We start from the raw sequence: 24,107 nt of genomic DNA, 5'->3' as shown, positions 1-24,107 counted from the left end.
GCTATTTCTACGGGTAGTAGGCGACAAGGGCCTATTGCAATGAGCTATCAATCAAGGCAGATACAGCGATAAGCGCCTCTTAAGACAAAGAATATCGGCAACCATGTATAGTTTTCTTATTAGCTATGGAGCTAGCTCTAGATAGAAAGTTGGTATCGCCTATGGGAGAGGTCCTACACTTAGAACCCATGAAGTTTTTGCGCAGCCTGCTAGCCCTTACAGCTCTCTCCATCTCACTAAATACTTTTGCAGCCTTTGATGACTGCAAGGATCTTTTTCCTCGCCAACAAATACCGGTCAGCGCCCAAGTTGGACGTGACCTCTGCTTCGACAGTTTTGCGATTTATTACTCCCCCCATGATAAGAAGCCTATCTATACGATAGAGAAACTCAACAAAGAACAATTTTCTGCACCGCACCCGCGCAGAAGTAATCAGTTTTACGAGGAGGCCAGACTGCCCTTCTCTGAGCGAGCCTTACTCTCAGATTACCGTGGTAGCGGCTACGACCGCGGCCACAATGCGCCCGCAGGTGATATGAGTAACGAGCGTTCGATGGCTCAATCATTCTCATTGGCGAACATGATGCCCCAGGCAAGACAAAACAATCAGGGCATCTGGGCGAAAAATGTAGAAGAACCTACACGAGCCTACGTTAAAAGAGCTGCCGGTGATATTTATGTATTTACTGGTTCCACTGGCAATAGCGGCAGCATTGGCAGAAGTCGCGTGACCATTCCGAGTCACCTCTTCAAGTTAGTTTATGACCCCAGCAAAAATACTGCATGGGCTTATTGGATTGAGAACACCAACGAAGCCAATATGACTCCCCCAATTAGTTATAAAGAGTTAGTACAAAAAACGGGGATTGATTTTCAATTATCCGGGATTGATGACACGGTTAAGCCAGATGCCATAAGCCCAGAACCATTGAAAACACAGGGTCAGAGGCCATACATAGGTGGCTGGTATCCAGTATTTTTTGATGCGTATTCCTCAAGCAAGCTTAATGGAGTCATTGACAACATCAAGGCGGGTAAGGTGGAGAGCATTCAAGTTCAATATGATCGTAATGAGAGTCTCGCGAAACAAATCGTCTTGCAAATTGAATCTCAAACTAATCTCAAGGTAACTTTGATGCAAAGCAGTCCACCAGAGTCTGCAACGGTGACCTACGAACGCAATCGCGCCACCCTCATTATTCGCTCAAAGTAATTTAGATTTAGCCGCAAGGCCATGGGCCCGCTGGATTGGCGCTAACAATCCTCGCAAACCATTGTGATCCAAGGTATGCATCAACTCTAGCAATTGCCCCAACTCGCTCTTAGGGAAACCTTCGCGCGCAAACCAAGCCAAATAATTCCCCGGCAAGTCTGCCAAAGCACGCCCTGCGTACTTACCAAAAGGCATCTTCATCAAAACTAGTTTTTCCAAGGATTCGGCATTCATCTGTGGAAATCTTACAAGCAAATAAGAATGGGCCTATAGATTCCACCATTTTTGAGGCTATGGTCATTTATTTAGTTGAGAATCATTCTCATTTGATGTAATATTGAGAACCGTTCTCATTTAGACTTTTAACCATCAACCTCAAATAACCATGAAATTGACCATTAATAGACTTCTCGCCTTCAGTATCTTTCTTCTTGCCACCCTTCATTTTTCTTTTGCCCATGCTGGTGAGGGCGCATTCGGCTGGATTTACACCTTAGATTTGCAGCCCAAAGGAAAGCTGGAGTTTGAGCAGCGACTGCAACTGAATAAGCAACAGGCATCGGGCACCTACGATGCATGGACCGCAAGGACGGAATTGGAGTACGGTCTGACCAACGATCTACAAGTAGCAGGCTATATCAACTCCTACTACACCAGCGCCAATCAAAATTACACAAATCCAGATGCCTGTGGCGACTCCCCAACCTGTACGGGTGGTTATGGCGTACCTTCTTCACATGACCCTGCTACAGCCTATAAAAAAAGTGGTATCGAGGGTGGATCTCTTGAGGCAATCTATCGCATAACCAACCCAGTAACCTCACCCGTTGGCGTGGGCTTATACCTTGAACCTACTTGGGGTAGAAATAAAGACGAATTAGAGGCAAGGCTTTTACTGCAATCAAACTTTATTGATGATCGCTTAATTTTGGCGGGCAACGTTGTGGTTGCAAATGAACGCCTGAAGTTTATTGAAAACGGCAATGTGCCTGAATCGATGTTGGACTTTTTAGTTGGCGCTAGCTATCGCTTCGCCCCCAAATGGTCGGCAGGAGTAGAGGCACGTTTTCATAATGACTATTCCGAGTTGAATTTACGCAATCAAGTACAAAGAGCTACGTTTGTCGGCCCCAACATGCACTATGCAGCAAAAGATTGGTGGGTAACTGGTGCATGGCGCTATCAACTTGCAGGCGGCACTTGTATGGGCGGCGGTGAAGCGGAATGCTCAAACGCACGCGTTTGGGATAGCCACTCCGTAAATGAATTCATCGTCAAAGTTGGCTTCCCCCTCAATTAAAAGAAAGAACTTATGGAAATTCAGAATCTACTAGTTGCCGCCCTCAGTCACTTGGTCAAATTTCAAGCGACGCAATGTCAAACAGCTAAACAAAGAGCGCTGATGATGTTTGAAAAACTATCCACTCTTCAGGACATCAACCCAGAAATACAGGCGCTTTGTAACGAAGCAAACGAATTACTCACCGCATAAATGAAATCATGATTTGGAAACCCAACCCATTGGCCCTTATTGGCCTGGCAATGATGAGTGCACCCATGATTGCCCATGCAAAAATTTATATTTCTGTAGAGCAGTCGCAGAAAATTCTTCTTCCCAATAAGGCGCTCACAAAGACGCCCATCATCATTACCGATGATCTGCAAGACAAGATGCGTGCGGCATCCAGCATTCGCCATCCCTTTCAAGGAGATCGCATCTGGAAATCATCTGACGGTAGTTGGCTGGTCATCGATGAAGTGGTTGGTAAGCACGAGATGATTACCTATGTAGTTGCCATCAACCCCAATGGCAGCATCTCCGGTATCGAGATACTGGAGTATGTAGAGTCTTATGGCTATGAAGTGGCTGAGGCACAATGGCGTAAGCAATTTATTGGCAAGACTGCGAATGATCCCATTAAGCTCAACCAAGATATTCAAAATATTGGGGGAGCCACCCTCTCTTGCAAGCATCTTACTGATGGCGTGAAGCGAGTTGCTGTTTTGTATGAGTTAGCCCTGAAGAACACCTCTTCGCCAGGCGCCCAAACCCAAACTATCAAAGCAAAATGATTCGTTGCAAACCCTTGCTTGGGACTTTTGTGGAAATCTCCATTCGGGAGAATGAAGATAAATTGGAGGCGATTGAAAACGCCTTCAATGCAATTCAGAAAGTCCACGACCTCATGGGGTTTCATAATCCTGAGAGTGAGCTCAGCCTCATTAATCATCTTGCCCATAAGGAAGCCGTTGAAGTTCATCCTTGGACAGCCCAAGTGATCAGGATTGCCAAAGAAGTGTATTTGGCATCAGATGGCCTATTCAATTGCGGCATTGGCCACCGTCTCGTTGCTGCAGGCTTATTACCGCGACACATCACTTTCACAAACCATGAGCTTGGCGGAATTGAGGATATTCAGTTTTTGGCGCCTGATCTCATTAAATCAGATCGACCAGTCTGCCTAGACCTTGGTGGAATCGCCAAAGGGTTTGCAGTGGACATGGCAGTAAGAGTTTTAATCTCCGAGGGAATAACATCAGGCTCAGTAAATGCTGGTGGTGACTTACGGGTCTTTGGAAAAACTGCCCTACCAATTCAGATCCGCGATCCAGAGCTTCCTGAAAAGTTAATTGAGATTGGTTCCTTGAAAGATGGCGCCATTGCAACAAGCAGTCTTTACTTCGCCAAGAGAGATCAACAGATAAGCCACATCATTAACCCCCTGGCCCAGAACCTTTCTGAAGTGCACGCTGAGATTTTGGGCTCCTATTCGGTGCTTGCTAAAGAGTGCGTCTATGCAGATGCCCTCACCAAAGTCTTAGCCTTATCCAATAATGAGCACCATCCCTGTTTCACGCGCTTTTCAGCGCAAGCCCTGAGAATTTCTGCATGAGCCGCCTTGGGAAAATGCCGAGCTGGCAAAGAAAGTTTGTGATTATCGGCATGATGACCTGCTCTATCACGGGCCTTATGTATCTGCTAGGACATCAATTTCAGATACAGCGCACCACTCTTGGCGCTCATAGCATCCTAGCTGCCCATGGTATTGCCGCTATGCTAGCAACCCTGGCCCTTGGTTCGGTACTGCCATTTCATATCAAGGCGGGCTATAAGTCCAACAGGAAGTGCTGGAGTGGCTTTAGCCAATTAAGCTTTTTGGCCGTACTTCTCGTTACCAGTGCGCTTTTGTATTACGGCCCCGAGGAGATTCGTGACATTACGATCGATGTCCACTGGATGACCGGCTTACTTTTCTTTGCTATTTTTTTGTTACATGCATTTCAAAAACTGCACAGCACCAACCAACAGAGTTGAAGGCCTACTTTTTGCAATAGTGCTTGTAGAGTAGACTCATGACCGCTACAGCTACTTCACTGGCTAGAGAATAGTAAATTTGCTTACCCTCTCTGCGTGTCTTTACCAACTTTTCTTTACGAAGCACAGTTAATTGCTGTGATAGCGTAGGTTGATGTAGATCCAAAGCGGCCTCTAACTCGCTGACACACTTTTCACCTTGGCCGATCTCACATAAGAGCATCATACGGTCGCTATTAGATAAGACTTTCATTAACTTACAAGCATCAGCAGCTGACGCCTGCATTTTCTTTAGCTCGGATTTTGTAATAGTCATATTAAAGAGCGTTTAATGGAATTTTTAAATAGGATTTGCCGTTGGTTTCTGGCTCTGGAAAATGGCCTGCACGTATATTGACCTGAATGGATGGCAATATCAAAGTAGGCATAGCTAGAGTTGCATCACGCTTACTGCGCATTTTCACGAATTCATCCTCAGTTACCCCATCATGCACATGAATATTGGATTTCTTCTCCTCACCTACCGTTGTGCAATAGGCTTCAGGACGATCTGTGGGTGGATAGTCATGACACATATATAACTTTGTCTCATCAGGGTAAGCCAATACCTTCTGAATGGACCGATATAAAGTCTGAGCGCTACCGCCCGGAAAGTCGCAACGCGCCGTACCAACATCCGGCATGAAGAGGGTGTCGCCAACAAATAGTGCATCCCCAATTTCATAAGCCATGCAAGCAGGCGTATGGCCAGGCACATAAAGAGCCTTTAAGGAGAGATTGCCAAATTGCAAGGACTCACCGTCCTTTAATAAGTAGTCGAACTGGGATCCATCAATAGCAAATTGCTCGTCGAGGTTAAATACACCCTTAAATACGTTTTGCACATTAGTAATATGGTCACCAATGACAATCTTGCCGCCCAATTTACTCTGAATATAAGGTGCTGCAGTTAAGTGATCAGCATGCGCATGGGTTTCAAGTATCCAAGTTAGCTGCAATTGCTCACCTTGAATAAAGCTAATAACTTCATCAGCAGACTGAGTAGACGTTCTGCCTGACTTCGGATCGTAGTTCAATACGGAGTCTATGACTACGCAGGGGCTTTTCTTACCCGCATACACCACATACGTAAAAGTCCAGGTTTCTGGATCAAAGAATGCCTTAACTTCAGCGCTTGGTTTTGGGTTCATGGCAAGTCTTCCTAAAAAATACCGTCATTACCGCTCAAAAAGAGCAATTGATATATATTTTTATATATTATCTTAATATAAAATTAATTGCAATGGACTACTCAACCTTCATCAGCCCCGCCCTAGGCCTTATCGTGGGTTTATTAATGGGCCTTACCGGCGCAGGAGGCGGCATCTTATCGGTGCCTCTACTCGTTTTTGTCTTGCATCTTCCAGTAGCGGAGGCGGCGCCAATCTCTCTTTCTGCTATTGCACTCTCTGCAAGTGTGGGTGCACTACTTGGACTGAAGAATAAAATTTTGCGCTACAAAGCGGCTGGCTTCATGGCGTTATTTGGACTTCTCCTCTCGCCATTAGGTCTTTGGGTAGCACAAAGAGTTCCTAACGCTCCGCTACTAATTCTTTTTAGTGCCACGCTGTTTTTTGTCTCAACCCGCTTACTACTTCAAGCCAGAAGAGAAATTCTTCAGCTCCCCAAGAAAAGTAGCAAACCACCTCCATGCTTGATGAATCCAGAAGTCGGTAAATTGAGCTGGAATATTCCCTGCGCAAGATCTCTTATGTTCGCCGGAGGTTGGGCTGGCTTCTTATCGGGACTATTGGGTGTTGGTGGTGGCTTTGTTATTGTCCCGGCATTAAAACGCTATACAGACCTACCCGTGCAATCAATTGTTGCCACCTCACTAGGTGTGCTCGCCATCATCTCTGGCGGTGGCGTAGTCTTTTCAGCCGTCTCAGGCAATTTGGATTTATCACTTGCAGCACCCTTTTCTTTAGGGGCTTTATGCGGCCTTTTGATTGGTCGAGCGCTAGGTAAAAAATTAAGCGGGCCAAGGCTGCAACAAATCTTTGCCGTACTTACCTTTGGCGTTGCAATCAGTCTTACTATCAAGGGCATTAACGCCTTATGAGAAAACCCCTCCAATCCCTTCTATATATACTAGTAATCGGTCTCCTGGGAGTTCTACTGATGTCTATAAGTAAACCAAGCTCTTTGCTATCAAGCTCTATTAGTTCGATTTCTGGCACGGTGAGCAATCTGAATAATGAATTGCTCGAATACGTAAACCATGAAAAGCCCACCCACGACCATTCCTCGGTTTACTACAAACGCTTTTTTATCTCTAAATTTAATTTGGGCGATAAGGCAATCGAAGCTAAGTTTTCAGCACCGATGCAGATTGCCGATGGCGATCAAATTACAGTAGCTGGATATCAAAAGGGTGAGTCCCTTCAGGTTCTCGCCTATAACAACCAAACTCAACAAGTCAGCAGCAATGAGAATTGGATAATCCTCGGACTAGGAGCGCTCTTCTTTTTTGCCGTAGCGATTGGCTTACTCAATAGCGAATTGGTGGCTGAAGGCGCATTGATACCCAAGCTCTTTTTGTTTGGATTTACTTTAGTTGCTATTTACATGGGCTATCGCGCCTTGCTGATACGGGAAGCGGTAAAGCTCTTGGCTAGCTAAAAAGAAAAAGCCCTTATTACTAAGGGCTTTTTTATTACCGGTAGTTTGAATAACTACTTAGTGGCCACCAGCACCACCCAAGTAAGCTGCTTTCACAGCAGGATCATCCTTGAGCTTAGCAGCAGGTCCGTGAGTAGCGATCTTACCGTTCTCAAGAACATAACCGTAGTCAGCCACATTCAAGGCTGCAGCAGCAAACTGCTCAACCAACAACATGGTCACACCTTGTGACTTCAAGTTCGAAATAATCTTAAATACTTCCTCAACCAAAATTGGTGCCAGACCCATCGATGGTTCATCCAAGAGAATAATCTCTGGATTGAGCATCACTGCACGGGCCATAGCCAACATTTGTTGCTCGCCGCCAGATAATGTTCCAGCCAACTGATTGCGACGCTCTTTCAAGCGAGGGAACATTTCGAGAGACTTTTCTAAGTCATTCTTGATATCGCCTTTTGGACGACTGCCTGTAAAGCGTGGAAATGCGCCCAACAATAAATTGTCGGTAACTGACATCGTCGTAAATACGCGACGACCTTCAGGACTGTGAGCCAAACCTAAGCGAGCGATTTTATGAGAGTCGTAACCATCAATTTTTTCACCGCCTAGAGTGACCTCACCAGCTGTTGGCTTGATCATGCCAGTGATGGCACGCATCGTTGTTGTTTTGCCGGCGCCGTTTGAGCCAATCAAAGTAATGACTTGCCCTTTTGGAACATCAATATTGATGCCGTGGAGGACTTTGACTTTGCCGTAGCCTGCTTCAAGATTCTTAATAGATAACATGGTATTTACCGATTCAATATGTTCTAGTGATTAAGTACCCAAGTAGGCATGAATCACCTTCTCGTCTGCCTGAACTTCAGCTGGTTTACCTTCTGCAATCTTCTGACCGAAGTCCAATACAGAAACGGTATCGCAAACTGACATCACCACATCCATGTGATGCTCAATCAGGATGAAGGTAATACCGCTATCGCGGATCTTACGAATAATGCGCAAGAGTTCTTTAATGTCAGGAGCTGTCAAGCCTGCTGCTGGCTCATCCAACAAGAGCAACTCAGGATCCAATGCCAAGGCACGAGCAATCTCGAGCAAGCGCTGCTTACCGTATGGCAAGTTACGTGCTTCTTCGTTAGCCAAGTCATCCAAACCAACGAACTTGAGGAGTGCCATTGCACGAGCATGAGCTTCAGCCTCTTCACGCTTATAGCGCGGGAGATTCAAAGCAATTTCCACCATGTTTGACTTGAAGGTGTGATGCAAACCAACCAAAATATTTTGGATAGCAGTCATTTCACCGAAAAGCTGAACGTTTTGGAAGGTACGTGCGATACCAGATAAGGCGATGTCGGAAGATGTCTTGCCAACAACGCTTTCACCAGCGTACAACACATTACCAGCTGTAGGCACATAAATACCTGTCAACACGTTCATCATCGTGCTCTTACCGGAACCGTTAGGACCGATCAAGCCATGAATAGTGCCACGCTTGATGCTCAGATCAACGTTGTTCAATGCCTTCAGACCACCGAACTGCATCAATACAGAGTCAACTTTCAAGAGCTCAGCACCAGTGTTGGTATTGGCAACAGTGCTAATAAAGCTAATGGAGTCATCAACCACTTCAGCGTCACCGCCACGAGTAGTTTTTGTTTTGCCAACGATCGATTGATAGAAGCTCTTCGCAAAACCAACGATACCGTTTTGCAAGTAGTACACCACCAACAAAATCATGAAGCCGAAAATACTCAAGCGCCAGTCGGAAATCGTATTGAGCCAGAATGAGAATGCTGCTAAGCCCACTACACCAGCGATAGGTACAGCAACGCGACGCGGGGTTGTAGTCTTCTTGGACAAGGCCATGCCAGCACCAACTACCACTACAACTGCAATGATCGAGGCAACGATACGGAACAAGTTGATGTCGTCCAAGAGTTTTGGCAACAACACAATAATGGCTGCACCAATCAAGGCGCCGAGACGAGACTTACGTCCACCCATGATGATGCCGAGCAAGAACAAAACAGCGAGTTCATTGTTGTAAGTATTTGGTGAAATATATTGCTCAGAGTAGGCGTACAAGCAACCAGCTAAACCAGCAAAGCCAGCGCTAATCACAAATGCGATCACCTTAAAGCGATATACAGATACGCCCATACAGTCACAGGCAATCGGGCTGTCACGCAAAGCTTCAAAAGCGCGACCAATTTGTGACTTCACAAAACGGTCTACAACGATCATGGAAATGATCAAGATAATGCCAACCATCCAGAAGTACTCTGCTTTAGTCATTGGCACGCCCATTAAATCAGGCTTAGGAATCTTGATGCCCAATGGGCCTTCAGTCAACCAAGTCATCTCGTTAATGAGAATCTGTGCAATGGTTCCGAAAGCCAAGGTCACCATCGCCAAATACGGTCCAATTACCTTTAGGGCTGGCAATGCCAAGATGCCGCCGAAGATGGAGGTCACGATGATAGAAGCAGGCAAAGTTCCCCAAATTGTCCAACCGAAATGGAAGTACAAAACACCAGCGGTGTATGAACCGATACCAAACAGAGCTGCGTGACCTAAGGAAACCTGACCAACATAACCCACCACGATATCTAAACCATATAACAAGATGGTGTAGATCAGAATGGTTTCAACTAAGTGAATGTAATAAGGGTTATGGACAAACAACGGCAAACAAAAGAGTGCCGCAATCGCAATTAATAGCGGTATTAGAGACTTCTTCATCATTAAACTTTCTTAATTGCAGATTTGCCGAATAGACCAGATGGTTTGTATGCCAATACAAGCAATAACAAAATTAAACCTGGAACATCTTTATAACCAGTAGAGACATAAAAGCCGGTAGCTGTTTCGACAATGCCCAAAATCAAACCACCAACAATGATGCCCATACCGCTAGACAAGCCGCCAATAATCGCGACTGCGAATGCCTTTAAGCCCAGTGCGCCACCCATAGTTGCGCCAGTCAGCGTCAAAGGCGCAATCAACACGCCAGCAAAGGCGGCAGTCAAAGAGGAAAGCGCATAAGAGAATGTAATTACTACGCTGGTGTTAATACCCATCAAGCCAGCAGCGTCACGGTCGTTTGCGGTTGCCACAACCGCCTTACCGTAAATTGTTTTACGGTTAAAAAATTCTACTAGTAGCATCATGACCAATGCGCCAAACACCACCAAAATTTCCATCGGCAGAATACTTGCGCCCAAGAAATTCATTGGCTCCATTGGTAATGGAGATGGGAACGGTAATGCATCGCGCCCCCAAATGTTTTCAGCAACGTTCTTGAAAATAATACCGAGAGCGATAGTGGACATAATCCAACCAAACTCGGATTTAATTTTGATCGCAGGACGTACGCCGATTAACTCAACGAAGCTACCCTGAATCATCCCGAATAAACAAACGACTGGAATCATTACCCAGTAGTTCATGCCAAAGGTGTCAACGCAGGTTAAACCTACGAGAGCACCCAACATCAGAGCTTCACCTTGACCGAAGTTCAAGGTGCCTGATGTGGCAAAAGTGAGCTGGAAACCGAAAGCGATTACCGCATAGATCATCCCCACAGCGATACCGCTTGAGAGGATTTGTGCAAGCATGTCCATTTTTTGGCCTAAAAGATACTTAAAACTGTTTTATTAACGAATCCGACATTGTAAGCAAAACGCCGCTTTTTGGGCGGCGCTCTGTTTTATCAATTGCTGCAGTGCAAAATAAAGTTATTTTTGCCCGCTTTGCTAAGTTGAATTACTTCTTCTTAGGAGCTGCGTCCTCAGCATTCAAGAACTCAACACGGCCGTTTTCAACTACACCCATCACTACGTCTTTCATCTTGATAGCGTCGTGATCAGTTGCAGAGAATGGCTTGTTGTAAGTAATAACAACACCATCAACTGGAGTCTTCAGATCTTGCAATGCTGCAACAATCTTTGGTCCTTCTGTGCTGTTTGCTTGCTTGATCGCTGCTGCCAAGAGGTAAACAGAGTCATATCCTTGTGCTGCAGAAACTGGAGATGCAATGTTGTTGTTCTTTGGCTTGAACTCGGCCAAGTAAGCTGCTTGGAAAGCTTTACGCTTAGCTGTGGTGGATGGAGTCTGAATGTAAGTTTGCGGCATTGTTGCGCCGTTACCATTCTTACCAGCTGTATCAATAAAGCTAGCCATAGACAATGTCCATGAACCGATCATTGGCTTTTTCCAACCCAACTTAGCCATACCGTTAGCAATTTGTGCCAACTCAGGTCCGATCGCGTAAGTCAAAATTACTTCAGCGCCAGCATTTTTTGCTTTGAGCAATTGTGAAGTCATGTCAACGTCACCAATGTTGAATTTCTCAACTGCTACTGGTGTTACGCCATAGCCCTTCAATGCCTTCTCTAAGTCTTCACGACCCAACTGGCCGTAGTTTGTAGAGTCAGCCAAAATCGCAACTTTCTTCAAGCCACGCTTTTCAACCGCTTCCTTAGCGATCAATGGAGCTTGAATATTGTCAGGGGCAGCATTACGGAAAATATAGTTTTCTGGTGCATTAGGGAATTGCTTAGTCAAGATAGAACCAGTAGCAACGTTATTCATTACTGGAATCTTCGCATCTTGATAGAAACGTTGGGAAGCCAATGCAACGCCAGTATTGATGTAACCCAAAGTAGCAACTACTTTTTCGTTATTGATCAACTCTTGTGCAATTTGCACGCCACGCTCATTTTTTGCTTCATCGTCGCGCTCAACCAAAACGATTTTGTTGCCGTTGATACCACCAGCAGCATTAATCTCTTTCGCAGCAAGACGTACGCCATCACGCATACTCACACCCATAGAGGCTGAGCCGCCAGTGAATGGTCCTGATAGACCCAATTTGATATCGGCAGCGTAAGCACCGGTTGAAAGCATCGCAGTAGCAGCAACTGCAAAAATGTGACGACGAATGTTCATAAAGTCTCCATGACTAAAAATTGCTAATGAATAAATACTTTTTTATAGGTAAAACACAAACGAACAGTTATCTTACTGTTAATACAAAGGCAAAAAAAGGGGTATCTATTAGGGTTTTACATTAGCCCCTAGGGGCGAAAACTCTTAAGAAAAATGCCGCTTGAGTTTTAGTTCAATACTTGGCCAGAATAAATTCACTATCAAGCCAGCGATCACTAACCCCGCTGCCTCGATCTTCCATGGGGGTAATGGTTCGGCCAGGAAATAAGCGGCAGCCCCCATGCCAAAGATGGGCACCAATAAGGGTGCAGGCGCCACAACCGCTGCAGGATGCTTAGAGAGTAGCCAGGCCCACGCCCCATAACCAAAGAGGGTGTTGGCCCAGGATTGCCATAAAACACCGGCCCAAGCCCCTGCTGGCGCTGAGGCTAGTGAATTGCTCATATGACTCCAGCCACCCTCAAACAGATAGGACATGACAAATAAGGGCGGAATAGCAAATCCACTTGCCCAAACCACGTAGGACAGCATATTGATCGAGCCCGCCCTGCGGCTAACCGTATTAGCCACCCCCCAGGAGAGACCGGCGAATACAACCAAGGCAAGTCCGAGAAAAGTAGTACTGGCATCAGTGTGCAGTGCAATAACTACCAAGCCTGTGATGGCCACCAGCAGCGCGATTGTTTGATAAGTTCGCAAACGCTCTTTGGCAAAGAACATGGCAAAGCCGATAGTAAAAAATACCTGCGTCTGAATAACCAATGAAGCTAGACCTGGAGAGATGCGACCATCGATCGCAAAGTACAGAATTCCGAACTGCCCCACCCCCACAGCAACCCCATAAATACAGAGATTGATCCATGAGACTTTGGGTATGGGAAAGAAAAGCGCCAAAGGCAGAAAAGCAAACGTGTAGCGAAGTGCTGCAAACAAGAAAGGCGGAAAAGAATTGAGGGATAACTTAATCACTACAAAGTTAGTCCCCCACACCGCCACAATGGCCAGCGCCAGCAATAAATGACTCGCCGGCAATGAATAGCTTTTTTGCGGAATGTTATTCACGCGTGAGCAGTTCTGCTACGCGCTCTGCAATCAACATGGTTGGTGCAGCAGTGTTGCCTGAAGTAATCGTCGGCATCGCTGAAGCATCGACCACACGCAGATGATGAATACCTCTCACACGTAGTTGGGAGTCCAGCACAGCCATCGGATCATCTGCACGCCCCATCTTGCAGGTGCCTACCGGATGAAAGATCGTAGTGCCAATATCACCCGCTGCCTTTACCAGCTCTTCATCGGTTTGGTATTGCATGCCCGGTTTGTATTCTTCTGGAGCAAAAGGGCCAAGCGCGGCTTGCTCAACAATCTTACGAGTTAAGCGCAAAGATTCTGCTGCTACTTTGCGGTCTTCATCTGTCGACAAGTAATTGGGACTAATAACCGGTGGCGCTTCTGGATCAATTGAATTGATGTGCACGCTACCGCGTGAAGTGGGGCGTAAGTTACAAACGCTCGCAGTAAATGCATTAAACGAATGCAAGTCTTCACCAAACTTTTCCAAAGACAAAGGTTGAACGTGATATTCCACGTTCGCACTCTTTTGCTCAGGCGAGCTATATGCAAACGCACCGAGCTGTGATGGTGCCATCGACATTGGTCCAGAGCGCTTCAATACATACTCTAAGCCAATCATCATCTTGCCCCAGAGCGTGTTGGCTTTGGTGTTCAAGGTTTTAATACCATTCACTTTGTAAACCATACGAAGCTGCAAATGGTCTTGCAGATTCTCACCTACGCCCGGTAGATCGGCAATCACTGGGATGCCCAATTGATTAAGGTGTGCCGCTGATCCAATGCCAGAGCGCTCCAGAATTTGCACACTACCAATTGCACCACCACTCAGCAACACTTCACCGCCCTGCTCAATGGAACACAAGGCCTCACATGTTTGACCATTCTTAATGTATTCAACGCCATAACAATTTTTAGTTGCGGGATCGATCTTCAATTTATTCACTACCGCTTCAGTAATGATGGTGAGGTTGCTACGCTTAGTAGCATCTCTTAAAAATGCCTTTGAAGTATTTAAACGCCAACCAGCACGTTGACTCACATCGAAGTAACCCACACCAAAGTTATCGCCACGATTGAAGTCATCAGATGCTGGAATGCCAGCCTGTACGGCAGCATCTTTAAAACGATCCATGATGGGCCAACGCAGACGCTGCTTGGATACAGTCCACTCGCCACCCTTGCCGTGCCATTGATTAGCGGCGCCGTGATAATCTTCGAATGACATGTAACGCTTGAGCGCATTTTCCCAAGACCAAGAATCATCACCCGTTGCTTGCACCCAAGATTCGTAATCGCCCGCTTGTCCGCGCATGTAGATCATGCCGTTAATAGATGAGCAGCCTCCTAGAACACGACCACGGGGATATAACAAAGATCTACCGTTTAAACCTTTTTCGTTAGCCGTCTTAAAACGCCAATCCGCTCTTGGGTTATCAATGCAATATAAATAACCAACCGGAATATGAATCCAGATGTAGTTGTCGTTCTTGCCTGCTTCAATCAGCAAGACTTTCTTATTGGGGTTTTCAGTTAAGCGTTTGGCTAACATGCAGCCCGCACTGCCTGCCCCAATAATGATGTAGTCGTAAGCGTTTGTTTGACTTGTTTTACTCATGTCTCTACTTTTTTGTGTCTATTTTTAAACTCTATTATTTACCAAATCTTCCAATTTGAAGAAATTAGGCAATTCAGCTTGAAACCCTGAATACCCGTCTAAAATAGCTAAATGCATATTAATGAGAAGAATCGCACTCCCAAGGTGGTTGACGCCGATGATGGGCCAAGCAAGTCAGAGTTAAAGCGCCAAATGACTGAGCGCCAGAAGCTGGCCGAGGTTTTGGCAGCCCTCAGTAGCGATGCTTTGAAAACAATTCCTTTGGATGAAGCCATCAAGGCTGCCATTGCAGAAACCAACAAGATTAAAAGTTTTGAGGCAATCCGTCGCCATAAGCAATACCTTGGCAAACTCATGCGCTTTTTGGATGAGGAAGAGTTGGATGCGATTCAGAAACGCTTGGATGCTATTCAAGGCGTTAGCAAGGCTGAGACTGCAAAGTTACATTTTTTAGAAAGCTATCGCGATAGACTGGTTGCGAATGACGAAGCATTCACTAAGATGATTGAGCAATATCCGGACATGGATATTCAGAATATGCGCACCTTAATTCGGAATGCGCGTAAAGAGAAAGAACAAAATAAACCGCCTAAGGCTTATCGTGAGATCTTCCGCGTTCTCAAAGATATGGGTCTTTGAACTTAGCTATACCTTAGCTTTGCGTTAAACCTTGAGTTTATTTGCTGGGACTTCTATCCAGCGATAAACATAATTGGCCGCAATTACACTGGTTGTTATAACCCCCAGCATCAAAGCAATAGCCAATGCACCACTTTCGTGAGCATGCAAACCTGATGCAATGTAGAGCGTGTTTGCTAACAAAATAAATGCGAAGTGAATTAAGAAAGCAGAGTAAGCGCGCTGACTTCCCCAGGTAATAGCTTTTGCCAGACCCTTCTGAGCAATGACTTTGGGATATTGAGTATCGCCCCATAAATACAGGGCCAAGGCCACAAACCAGGCTAGGAAATTTCTGAGCCAAACTTGTTGTAATGAAGCGGCCGCAATAATTAAACCAATCAAGATCAATACCACCTTAGCCAAGCGCTGGATACCCATATCTTGAAAACGGCTGGCTAAGTAAGCTAGAACCCCTAAGCCGTATGAGCCAATGAAATAAATGAAATAGGCTTCATAGTCAGCCGAACGATTAAAGAACAGTAATGAACTAACGGCCAGAACGCTAATTAACCAAATTAATGCTTGATTGCTCGGAAAAGAAATAAATAAGATCGCTAGTATTGAATACAGCTGCCAATCAATCGCCACATACCAAGCGCCAGCAGAAATCGAATCTAAGCCTAAGATACCCTGAATGAAAAAGAGGTGCGCCAGAAATTGCGATAGCGTTTCTGATTCACCAACAAATTCATCATTGACCCAGAAGCGCGCAATGTATGCGCACACAATAGTAAAAATAAGTGCGGCAGCATACGGTGCAAACAAGCGCAGATAGCGATTCAGTATCAGCTTGAGCAAACTATTGGCGCTAAATTTGAGATTGGCATAACGACTCAAAGATTGAGCAGCCAAATAACCAGCCATCACTAAAAAGATTTGCACCGCATAGCGCCCGTACTCAAATAGCCAAGTCATTAGACCTGGCAGAACACGACGAGCATCTTCTGCAATTTGCCCATAGCTTGAGAGATGATGCAGGATGATTAACAGGGCCGCAAAGACCTTGAGAAAATCAATCAGAAAAAGCGGGCCTGTTTGTTTCAAGTATTAGTTACAAATATTATTTAGCTTTGGTTTTGCCCATCAAAGAAGCCAACAAGGGATTAGCATTCGCTAATTCCTTTTTTGTTTTTGCCTTCTCGTCCGCGCCCAGCTTAGGAGTCTTAGCAGCATTTTTCATTCCTTGCGCCGTTTTCAAAGCTAAGTTCTTATAGAGATCGGTTTTTTTCATTGCCATGATGAAGACTCTTTGCTGTGCTTTCTAAATCTAATTACTGAGTTATTTAATTAGTGAGCGTGCTGCTAAGCCCATAAATAACATTGACCAACCTTGCAACAATAGCTCGATCGCAATCAACATACCAGGAAGCCAAAGGCTAGATTCTGGGTAGCCATTCATAATCAGCACACCCATCAAGATGGAAATAGCTGATGACAAAACCAACCAAAACCATTCACGGAAGTGACGGTGTTGGAATGCTGAGATCAAACGCAAAGCACCTGTTACAAAAAAGATTGCAGCCAGCCATAAAGTAATTGCTTCTAGCGCAGGAATTGGGAAAGCCCATGTAAAGATAGCTGCTGCAATGTAGAGGGCTGCTAAAACTAGTTGCACACCTACGCTTTTCCAGCCTTGTGATTTCAAAGCATGAGCGCCTTGAAGAAGGCCGCCAGCGAATAAGAAAATGCCTAAAACATTAACCGAGATAAATGAGAATAAGGTTTGACCTGCAATTCCGATCATGCCCAGAACGATAAATAAAATTCCAAGACCAATTAAGGCGCCTGGAACTTTGGCAGCCGCACCCAATACTTTTGTGCGGAGCTCCTGAATCTGAGCAGTTGATAGTTCGGCCATATGGGTGCTTTCGAATGAAGTAGTTGAAAAGTAGCCTCTACTGTATCAACAAACGCCTTTTAGCCTTAAATAACACCGATTGATAAGCCCCAAAGCGCCACTAAGCTGGACGAAAAACAAAAACAGGTATTCTTTAGCCTTTACAGCCAATCCCTTGAGATTGTTAGCAAAGAAAGTTTCAGCATGGATAACACCTTAACCGTTATTTTAGGCATCGTCGCGATGCTTCTGCCCCTAGTTGTAGGACGTCTTTATTGGAAGCGATTTGATCATTACTTCGGTAGAGGCGATGAAGCTTATATGGATAGCCTAGAGTATTTCCTCAAGAAAATTGGCTCAACCGTTTTGATTGCTTTTATTATTTTGTGGATTGGCATCAGCCTCGTATTTAACGGTAGCGCCTCATAAAACCATGGGCGATCAATTTAAGACCATTCTTCTTAAAGCAAAGCTCAACTTTGCGATCCTGGCTTCTATTCTGGTCATTGCCGTTTTGGGGAAGTTCACTAATCCCGAGCTCACTAATAGCATCTTTGTAACTGCTGATCAGCTCGTTTCAGATCTATACATCGTATTTATTGCCATCACTTTGGGCGCTTTCGTGCCTAACTTTAAGCTAGTGGCATTTGGATCGATTGCTGCTTTCGTTGTTGCCGCGGTCCTAGTACAGATGGGTGTCTATACCTATCTCACTACAGAATATTTATTTGCAGTACTAATAGTGGTTCTTGGCTTTGCCTCGATTGCCAACCTCTATAAGCACTACCGAGAAAACGGGCTGTAAGCAAAGAACCCACTTATAGATCAAAAGATCTAAATCAAAAGCCCCGCTATTTCGGGGCTTTTTAATTTGGCTCACTTGCTAACTAGGTAGCCATTTTAAAAACCCGAATTCTTGGTTCTATTTCTTTCTGCAGGGTTCTTCTTGCAACACGCATGTCGTAATCGGCTTGTAGGTCTAACCAAAATCTAGGCTCCATCGAGAAGAACAGGCCAAGTCGTAGGGCTGTATCGGCAGTAATGGGGCGAGCACCGTTAACAATCTCACTAATTCGACTGGGCGCAACATCGATATCGGCGGCTAGCTGGCGAGCAGTAATGCCCATCGGCTTCATAAAGTCTTCAAGCAGTATTTCACCGGGATGAATTTCATCAAGTAATTTGGTCATCGTCATTCCCCATTATATTCCGTATAACAGAATCTGTTAAATGGAATATTTGTTACTTTTGCCTTAAAAGAGCCCTTGTAGCTGACCTCTATGGATATTCTGAAGTTGAGTCTTTATATATTGATATAGGTATATAGAATCAATTTTTAATTATTTGTGGAAATATCAATCAAATATGACAATAGCCTCCTTATGTATAAATACGATGCTATTGACCAAACCCTGGTGGATCAACGGGTTGCCCAATTCCGCGACCAAGTTGCTAGACGTCTTGATGGCAGCCTAGCCGAAGAAGAGTTTCGCCCTCTACGTTTGCAGAACGGCCTGTACCACCAACGTCACGCTTATATGTTGCGTGTTGCTATTCCTTACGGTCTATTTAACTCAAAACAGTTGCGCACCCTGGCACTCATCTCTGAAAAGTATGACCGTGGTTATGGGCACTTCACTACGCGCCAAAATATTCAGTACAACTGGGTAACACTTGAAGACACGCCAGATATTTTGGCTGAGCTTGCCAAAGTTGAAATGCACGCTATCCAAACTTCAGGCAACTGTATTCGTAATATTACGAGCGATGCTTTTGCTGGCGTTGCTGGTGATGAATATGTCGACACTCGCCCCATCTGTGAATTGCTGCGTCAATGGTCAACACTGCATCCTGAGTTTGCCCACCTACCGCGTAAATTTAAATTTGCAGTAAATGGTGCGAAAGAAGATCGCACTGTTTTACTTTGTCATGACGTAGGCATTGAACTCAAGAGCAATGCTGCTGGTCAATTGACTGCTGATATTTACGCTGGTGGCGGCATGGGACGTACCCCTATTTTGGGATCGCTCATCAAACAAGGTCTCCCTTGGAATGTGCTTCCGAGCTACCTCACCGCCTTGCTACGTGTTTACAACCGTTTTGGCAGAAGAGATAACCTCTATAAGGCTCGTATCAAGATTTTGGTGAAGGCTTTAGGACCAGAAGAGTTTGCTCGTCAAGTTGAAGGTGAATGGACTCACATTAAAAATGGTGATGACAATTTCACTCAAGCCGAGTGGGATCGTGTTGCCAAGCATTTCACTAAGCCTGCATACAAAACATTGCCGGCATTAACAAATGAGCAAGTCATTAATACAGCTAGCGAAGCTGATAAAGCTGCTTTTGCACGTTGGTTAGAACGCAACATCAAACCACATCAAGTACCCGGTTATGCAAGTGTGATTTTGTCACTCAAGCCCCATGGCACCGTTGCCCCAGGTGATGCCACTACCGCACAAATGTATGCGATTGCTGATTTAGCTGATCAATATAGTTTTGGCGAACTACGCGCCACACATGAACAGAACCTGGTGCTGGCTGATGTAGAGCAGGCTAAGTTATATGGGCTATGGCAAGAGGCTAAGAAGCAAAAAGTTGCTTTGCCTAACGTTGGCCTACTCACTGACATCATTGCCTGCCCTGGTGGTGACTTCTGCTCCCTCGCCAATGCTAAATCCTTACCGATTGCCAAAGCGATTCAAGAGCGCTTTGATGACTTGGATTACTTATTTGATTTAGGTGATATCAGCCTGAATATCTCAGGCTGCATTAACTCCTGCGGTCACCACCACGTAGGTAACATTGGTGTGCTCGGTGTAGATAAAGACGGTGAAGAGTGGTACCAAATCACCTTAGGTGGCGAGCAAGGCAACGATGCTGCCATTGGTAAAGTTATTGGCCCATCTTTCTATGCTGATGAGATACCGGACGTGATGACTAACATCATCAACACCTATGTTGCAGAACGTAGCGAACATGAATCTTTTATTGATGCCTATCGTCGCTTAGGAGTTGCTCCCTTCAAAGAAGCGGCCTACAAAAATGCCAAGAAAAAAGAAAAGGCTGAGAAAGCAATAGAAGGAAGTGCGACATGAGTCAATTGAATATCGCCTCCCATCAAGAAATTGTGCATTTTCCAAAGGACGGCAAGCCCTCTCTATCCGAAAATCAATGGCAAATCTGGAGTGGTAGCCATGACGAAGGCGGTCTGCCCGACCTAGAGCACGGCGCCCATAAAGTGCTGGTGCCATTTACCTGGTGGCTTGAACACCACCATGAAGCTGATGTGATTACTAAAGCAGCAAATGGTCAGATCGGCGTTTGGTTTGCAGCTGATGATGACATTCTGAAGCATGCGGATGTCATCGAAGCAGGTAAAACTGTCTGGCCTTTGGTGGCTGCGCACTTTCCGATTTTTAGAGATGGCAGAAGCTTTAGTACTGCAGCGCTATTACGCGGACGCTTTGCTTGGTCGGGTGAGATTCGTGCGATTGGCGACGTACTTATCGATCAACTACTACAGGGTGCACGCGTAGGCTTTGATAGTTTTGCTTTGCGCCCAGATCAAAATCTGGATGTCGCTCTAAAGCAGTTTGATTTATATAGCGTGACTACTCAAAATAGCTGGCGCGATAAGCGTGCGACTCTCAGTATTTAAGTATCCACACTACAACTCTGCCAGAAAACATCATGACTCAGCCAATCAAGAAACAACTAAATACACCAGGAAAGGTCTATTTAGTTGGCGCCGGCCCTGGGGCGGTTGATCTCATTACCGTGCGCGGTGCCAAGCTGCTGGAACAAGCCGATGTCGTCTTCTACGATGCCTTAGTTGATCCAGCCATGTTAGATCTCTGCCCACAAGCAATTCAGGTGGCTGTTGGTAAACGTTGTGGCAAGCTTTCTTCAGCACAGCAATTTATTAATAAGCGCCTAGTAGATGCCGCACATAAGCATCAGGTGATTGTGCGCCTTAAAGGTGGCGATCCAATGCTCTTTGGTCGTGCCGATGAAGAAATTCAGACCCTCAAGGCTGCGGGCATAGAAGTTTCCGTTGTTCCAGGCATTACCGCAGCATTAGCAGGTGCAGCTAGTATTCAGCAATCGTTAACACTACGCGGAGTATCACGTAGTGTTGCCTTTGTAACGCTTGCGCAAGGCACTGAAAATGTACCAGAAGCAAACTCAACTTCTCCAATAAGTAATCCAAATGCAGACACCTTGGTGTACTACATGGGTCGTAAAGATGCTGCCCGTATTGCTAAGCAACTGATTGAACAAAACACCCAGGGCTTCAGCAAACATACCTCAGATACACCAGTTCAAATACTGGAAGCAGTCAGCACCCCACGTGAGCGTCAATGGACGAGCACATTAGCAGAATTAGCGGCAGGTAAAGCGGATGCTTGGTTTGATAGCAGCTCGCCAGCGCTCATCATGATTGGTGAGGCCCTAAGAAATGAACGTCAAACCAGTGAAGATTTAAAGAGCTCTGGCTCCGAAATCAACGATAGCTTGCAAGACTGCCAGGTCTTCGCCAACAGCAGGCGTAGCGCTTAATTTGACCCCAGGGAACTGCTTTTGGCAGGACTCTAGCAGCACCGGGAAATCATTTCTGAGATGACCGCCCTGCCCAAAGAACACCGGCACCACAATAATTTCGTTGGCGTCTTTAGAGACTAGAGCGGCGACCGCTTCTTCCAGTGAAGGCTGCATCATTTCTAAAAAAGCGAGCTCAACAGGAGTATTAGGATTCTGCTCACGCCACAATCCTACCAAGCGATCAAATGGTTCGCGCCAACGGTTATCTCTTGCTCCGTGCCCAAATAAGATAATGGCTTTCATAGATGGCTTTAAACTCTCAGTAATCAATAGTTTTTGGGGTGTCCTCACCCACTAGCTTAACCTTATTTTCTAGATTGCATCTATGACTGCCTTATTGAGCCAAACTTGGTTTATTGCCCTGATGAGTGTCACCTTAATTGGCGCTGTTCTTGCTGCGGTTCATCACGCTGAGGTAATCGCTCACAAAACTGGTGAGCCTTATGGCACGCTGGTACTCTCCATTAGCGTGACGATCATTGAGGTATCACTCATTATCTCGATGATGCTGACGGGTCATGAGGGGGCAGAATTTATTGCGAGAGATGCTGTATTTGCAACTGTCATGATTGTCATTAACGGCGTTATTGGCCTTTGTATCTTTATGGGCGGCCTTACTCATCATGAAATGACTTTCCGCAATGAAGGCACTAATTCAGCGCTAGCAGTACTCACTGCTTTGGCAACTTTTATTTTAGTAATGCCCAATGTAACTATGAGTACGCCCGGTCCAGACTTTACAAAAAGTCAGCTAGCTTTCGCAGGTATTGCTTCCTTTGCACTGTATGTCGCGTTTCTATTTTTTCAAACCGTAAGCCATCGCGACTACTACTTACCGAAAACTGAAGATAAGAAAACTGATAGCAATGCGCATGCGCTAAAGCCCAGCAATCTCAAAACTGCTGTTAGTGCAGTTTTATTGATCTTGTCCCTGATTACTGTCGTCGGTCTCGCAGAATTGCTCAGCCCGGCAATTGAAAGAGGCGTCGCTGCTGCTGGCGCCCCAAAAACTATCGTAGGTATAGCCATCGCATTGTTAGTGCTGCTGCCTGAAGGTTTTGCTGCAGTCAGAGCAGCAAAAGCCAATCGCCTGCAAAGTAGTTTGAACTTAGCCCTAGGCTCTGCCTTAGCCAGTATTGGACTAACTATTCCTACGGTAGCAGCTATTGCGATCTTCTTTAATCTTCCGCTCAGCCTGGGTATTAGCGATCTCAATATGACGCTGATGTATTTGTCATTCTTTATTGGGGCACTGACACTAGCGATTGGTAGAACCACCCTCTTGCAGGGGATAGTTCACATCATCATCTTCTTGGAGTATTTGTTCTTAAGTCTCGTTCCCTAGAACGAATAAGCAACCTTGATGCCTGCCTCGATAGTGTTGTTGGCTGGCTCATAAGCAGTCAATCGATAGCTCACCCTATTCACAGTGATAGTCTGGGTCACTGTATTGGAGTTTTGAATATTCCAATAGCTTACGTAGGGACCAACGGACCACGCATCAAACTGATACATAGAAGACAAACGTAGGCCATAACCACTGAGCTGTTGATTTGTGACGTTTGGTAGATAAGACGCCGCCTGAGATAACTGAGAAACCTGAGTTCCTTGAATTAAATAGTCATACTCAACAACGGTTTCCAGCCTATGAGTGTCATTAACCTTCATGCGATGTGTCACCCCAATAGGCAGATATACATAAGCACTTGAACGATTGTAGGAGTTGGCGCCCGATGTGGTTTGCCCTCCCTGGTTATCAAAGAGGTAGCGATAGCCTATTCCGGTAAATGGCGCGAGAACAAAGCCGCCCAACTCAGCAAAGTTAAAGTCATAACCAACTAAACCGCGCAAATCATAGTAGGAGTACGGGATATTACTTTGCGTACCGCTGCCACTATATTTAGCGGAGCCGTATGCATAACGAGCATCAGCCTTTACAAACCAATCATTACCAAATGCATAAGTGCCGGTGTAATCAACACCTATCAAAGGAGCGCTAATCACCACATTTAAGCTTGGTTCTTTGTATTCATAACCAGAAAGGGTTAGACCAAGGGTATTACCAGTTTGAGTGGCGATCATGACTGAGGAGTCTTGAGCGTAGACATTAGATACGATAAGCAACAAACCTGCCAAACAAAATTGAGTGGCTTTCAT

30 protein-coding genes are annotated in these 24,107 nt (G+C 45.4%); 15 read left to right on the top strand and 15 right to left on the bottom strand.

What is annotated here, in order from left to right:
- The first annotated feature begins 188 nt into the window (after positions 1-188).
- On the top strand, positions 189-1,214 hold the full coding sequence (locus ICN10_RS06590; RefSeq protein WP_216213940.1) for a DNA/RNA non-specific endonuclease: 1,026 nt from the start codon (positions 189-191) through the stop codon (positions 1,212-1,214).
- Here the strand turns inward: ICN10_RS06590 and ICN10_RS06585 are convergent.
- Positions 1,206-1,448 carry a DUF3820 family protein gene (locus tag ICN10_RS06585; protein WP_216213938.1) on the bottom strand — a complete coding sequence of 81 codons (243 nt, stop codon included), beginning with the start codon at positions 1,446-1,448 and terminating at the stop codon, positions 1,206-1,208. The two genes, ICN10_RS06590 and ICN10_RS06585, sit on opposite strands and share 9 nt — an antisense overlap.
- Positions 1,449-1,599: 151 nt before the next feature.
- Here ICN10_RS06585 and ICN10_RS06580 point away from each other — a divergent pair, with 151 nt between their 5' ends.
- From ICN10_RS06580 to ICN10_RS06560, 5 genes are read left to right on the top strand one after another with little or no spacing between them, the layout of a single operon-like run.
- Positions 1,600-2,514: a DUF6662 family protein gene (locus ICN10_RS06580; protein ID WP_216213936.1), complete on the top strand. Its 915-nt coding sequence runs from the start codon at positions 1,600-1,602 to the stop codon at positions 2,512-2,514.
- Positions 2,515-2,526: 12 nt separating this feature from the next.
- Positions 2,527-2,706, top strand: coding sequence for a hypothetical protein (locus ICN10_RS06575; protein ID WP_216213934.1), 180 nt, complete (start codon positions 2,527-2,529; stop codon positions 2,704-2,706).
- An 8-nt stretch (positions 2,707-2,714) separates the two neighbouring features.
- A complete protein-coding gene (locus tag ICN10_RS06570) occupies positions 2,715-3,287 on the top strand; it encodes an FMN-binding protein (protein WP_216213933.1) in 573 nt (190 codons plus the stop codon).
- Positions 3,284-4,108, top strand: a complete 825-nt coding sequence (locus ICN10_RS06565) for an FAD:protein FMN transferase (protein ID WP_216213931.1) — start codon at positions 3,284-3,286, stop codon at positions 4,106-4,108. Before ICN10_RS06570 ends, ICN10_RS06565 begins: the two co-directional genes overlap by 4 nt.
- Positions 4,105-4,530, top strand: a complete 426-nt coding sequence (locus ICN10_RS06560; protein WP_216213929.1) for a hypothetical protein — start codon at positions 4,105-4,107, stop codon at positions 4,528-4,530. Before ICN10_RS06565 ends, ICN10_RS06560 begins: the two co-directional genes overlap by 4 nt.
- Positions 4,531-4,534: 4 nt before the next feature.
- On the opposite strand, the gene ICN10_RS06555 is transcribed toward ICN10_RS06560, so the two are convergent.
- Together ICN10_RS06555 and ICN10_RS06550 are read right to left on the bottom strand one after the other, a co-directional pair.
- Positions 4,535-4,846, bottom strand: a complete 312-nt coding sequence (locus tag ICN10_RS06555) for a metalloregulator ArsR/SmtB family transcription factor (RefSeq protein WP_068321975.1) — start codon at positions 4,844-4,846, stop codon at positions 4,535-4,537.
- Between the two features lies 1 nt (position 4,847).
- Positions 4,848-5,720: an MBL fold metallo-hydrolase gene (locus ICN10_RS06550; RefSeq protein WP_216213927.1), complete on the bottom strand. Its 873-nt coding sequence runs from the start codon at positions 5,718-5,720 to the stop codon at positions 4,848-4,850.
- 92 nt (positions 5,721-5,812) lie between these two features.
- Here ICN10_RS06550 and ICN10_RS06545 point away from each other — a divergent pair, with 92 nt between their 5' ends.
- Positions 5,813-6,631, top strand: coding sequence for a sulfite exporter TauE/SafE family protein (locus ICN10_RS06545; RefSeq protein ID WP_216213925.1), 819 nt, complete (start codon positions 5,813-5,815; stop codon positions 6,629-6,631).
- A 59-nt stretch (positions 6,632-6,690) separates the two neighbouring features.
- Positions 6,691-7,191, top strand: a complete 501-nt coding sequence (locus ICN10_RS06540; RefSeq protein WP_216213923.1) for a hypothetical protein — start codon at positions 6,691-6,693, stop codon at positions 7,189-7,191.
- A 57-nt stretch (positions 7,192-7,248) separates the two neighbouring features.
- On the opposite strand, the gene ICN10_RS06535 is transcribed toward ICN10_RS06540, so the two are convergent.
- The 6 genes from ICN10_RS06535 to ICN10_RS06510 all read right to left on the bottom strand — a co-directional run bounded on the left by ICN10_RS06535 (position 7,249) and on the right by ICN10_RS06510 (position 14,830).
- Positions 7,249-7,977, bottom strand: a complete 729-nt coding sequence (locus ICN10_RS06535) for an ABC transporter ATP-binding protein (protein WP_215348454.1) — start codon at positions 7,975-7,977, stop codon at positions 7,249-7,251.
- Between the two features lie 30 nt (positions 7,978-8,007).
- Positions 8,008-9,936 carry an ATP-binding cassette domain-containing protein gene (locus tag ICN10_RS06530; RefSeq protein WP_216213921.1) on the bottom strand — a complete coding sequence of 643 codons (1,929 nt, stop codon included), beginning with the start codon at positions 9,934-9,936 and terminating at the stop codon, positions 8,008-8,010.
- Entirely contained in the window at positions 9,936-10,814 is an 879-nt protein-coding gene (locus ICN10_RS06525) for a branched-chain amino acid ABC transporter permease (RefSeq protein ID WP_216213919.1), read from the bottom strand. Before ICN10_RS06525 ends, ICN10_RS06530 begins: the two co-directional genes overlap by 1 nt.
- A gap of 142 nt (positions 10,815-10,956) precedes the next feature.
- Positions 10,957-12,141, bottom strand: coding sequence for an ABC transporter substrate-binding protein (locus ICN10_RS06520; protein WP_216213917.1), 1,185 nt, complete (start codon positions 12,139-12,141; stop codon positions 10,957-10,959).
- Positions 12,142-12,285: 144 nt separating this feature from the next.
- Complete coding sequence (locus ICN10_RS06515; protein WP_216215230.1) at positions 12,286-13,173, bottom strand: EamA family transporter; 888 nt, start codon at positions 13,171-13,173, stop codon at positions 12,286-12,288.
- A 22-nt stretch (positions 13,174-13,195) separates the two neighbouring features.
- Complete coding sequence (locus ICN10_RS06510; protein WP_216213915.1) at positions 13,196-14,830, bottom strand: GMC family oxidoreductase; 1,635 nt, start codon at positions 14,828-14,830, stop codon at positions 13,196-13,198.
- A gap of 111 nt (positions 14,831-14,941) precedes the next feature.
- Here ICN10_RS06510 and yjgA point away from each other — a divergent pair, with 111 nt between their 5' ends.
- Positions 14,942-15,469 carry a ribosome biogenesis factor YjgA gene (gene yjgA / locus ICN10_RS06505; RefSeq protein WP_216213913.1) on the top strand — a complete coding sequence of 176 codons (528 nt, stop codon included), beginning with the start codon at positions 14,942-14,944 and terminating at the stop codon, positions 15,467-15,469.
- 24 nt (positions 15,470-15,493) lie between these two features.
- On the opposite strand, the gene ICN10_RS06500 is transcribed toward yjgA, so the two are convergent.
- Genes ICN10_RS06500 through ICN10_RS06490 form a run of 3 tightly spaced genes read right to left on the bottom strand, consistent with a single transcriptional unit; the run spans position 15,494 to position 17,369 of the window.
- The gene (locus ICN10_RS06500) at positions 15,494-16,555 is read right to left on the bottom strand and encodes an acyltransferase (protein ID WP_216213911.1); all 1,062 of its coding nucleotides are present in this window, start codon (positions 16,553-16,555) and stop codon (positions 15,494-15,496) included.
- A 16-nt stretch (positions 16,556-16,571) separates the two neighbouring features.
- Positions 16,572-16,748 carry a hypothetical protein gene (locus ICN10_RS06495; RefSeq protein WP_215348447.1) on the bottom strand — a complete coding sequence of 59 codons (177 nt, stop codon included), beginning with the start codon at positions 16,746-16,748 and terminating at the stop codon, positions 16,572-16,574.
- Positions 16,749-16,790: 42 nt separating this feature from the next.
- Entirely contained in the window at positions 16,791-17,369 is a 579-nt protein-coding gene (locus tag ICN10_RS06490; RefSeq protein WP_216213910.1) for an HdeD family acid-resistance protein, read from the bottom strand.
- Between the two features lie 183 nt (positions 17,370-17,552).
- On the opposite strand from ICN10_RS06490, the gene ICN10_RS06485 reads away from it, so the two are divergent.
- Both ICN10_RS06485 and ICN10_RS06480 read left to right on the top strand, forming a co-directional pair.
- On the top strand, positions 17,553-17,777 hold the full coding sequence (locus ICN10_RS06485; RefSeq protein WP_216213908.1) for a hypothetical protein: 225 nt from the start codon (positions 17,553-17,555) through the stop codon (positions 17,775-17,777).
- A gap of 4 nt (positions 17,778-17,781) precedes the next feature.
- A complete protein-coding gene (locus ICN10_RS06480) occupies positions 17,782-18,153 on the top strand; it encodes a hypothetical protein (protein ID WP_216213906.1) in 372 nt (123 codons plus the stop codon).
- An 82-nt stretch (positions 18,154-18,235) separates the two neighbouring features.
- On the opposite strand, the gene ICN10_RS06475 is transcribed toward ICN10_RS06480, so the two are convergent.
- Positions 18,236-18,538: a HigA family addiction module antitoxin gene (locus tag ICN10_RS06475; RefSeq protein WP_216213905.1), complete on the bottom strand. Its 303-nt coding sequence runs from the start codon at positions 18,536-18,538 to the stop codon at positions 18,236-18,238.
- A gap of 192 nt (positions 18,539-18,730) precedes the next feature.
- On the opposite strand from ICN10_RS06475, the gene ICN10_RS06470 reads away from it, so the two are divergent.
- From ICN10_RS06470 to cobA, 3 genes are read left to right on the top strand one after another with little or no spacing between them, the layout of a single operon-like run.
- Entirely contained in the window at positions 18,731-20,443 is a 1,713-nt protein-coding gene (locus ICN10_RS06470) for a nitrite/sulfite reductase (RefSeq protein WP_216213903.1), read from the top strand.
- Positions 20,440-21,006 (top strand): DUF934 domain-containing protein, encoded by a 567-nt coding sequence (locus ICN10_RS06465; RefSeq protein WP_216213901.1) that lies wholly within the window; start codon positions 20,440-20,442, stop codon positions 21,004-21,006. Before ICN10_RS06470 ends, ICN10_RS06465 begins: the two co-directional genes overlap by 4 nt.
- A gap of 32 nt (positions 21,007-21,038) precedes the next feature.
- On the top strand, positions 21,039-21,908 hold the full coding sequence (gene cobA, locus ICN10_RS06460; protein ID WP_216213899.1) for a uroporphyrinogen-III C-methyltransferase: 870 nt from the start codon (positions 21,039-21,041) through the stop codon (positions 21,906-21,908).
- On the opposite strand, the gene ICN10_RS06455 is transcribed toward cobA, so the two are convergent.
- Positions 21,831-22,193: a sirohydrochlorin chelatase gene (locus tag ICN10_RS06455; protein ID WP_216213898.1), complete on the bottom strand. Its 363-nt coding sequence runs from the start codon at positions 22,191-22,193 to the stop codon at positions 21,831-21,833. The genes cobA and ICN10_RS06455 overlap by 78 nt on opposite strands.
- Positions 22,194-22,275: 82 nt before the next feature.
- Here ICN10_RS06455 and ICN10_RS06450 point away from each other — a divergent pair, with 82 nt between their 5' ends.
- Positions 22,276-23,295: a calcium:proton antiporter gene (locus ICN10_RS06450; protein WP_216861065.1), complete on the top strand. Its 1,020-nt coding sequence runs from the start codon at positions 22,276-22,278 to the stop codon at positions 23,293-23,295.
- Here ICN10_RS06450 and ICN10_RS06445 read toward each other — a convergent pair.
- Entirely contained in the window at positions 23,292-24,107 is an 816-nt protein-coding gene (locus tag ICN10_RS06445) for a hypothetical protein (RefSeq protein ID WP_216213896.1), read from the bottom strand. The two genes, ICN10_RS06450 and ICN10_RS06445, sit on opposite strands and share 4 nt — an antisense overlap.

The sequence above is a fragment of the Polynucleobacter sp. 86C-FISCH genome (genome assembly GCF_018882415.1).
Classification (GTDB): Bacteria; Pseudomonadota; Gammaproteobacteria; order Burkholderiales; family Burkholderiaceae; genus Polynucleobacter.
Note: the sequence above shows the minus strand (reverse complement) of the source record. Positions and strands in the feature narration are given on the sequence as shown.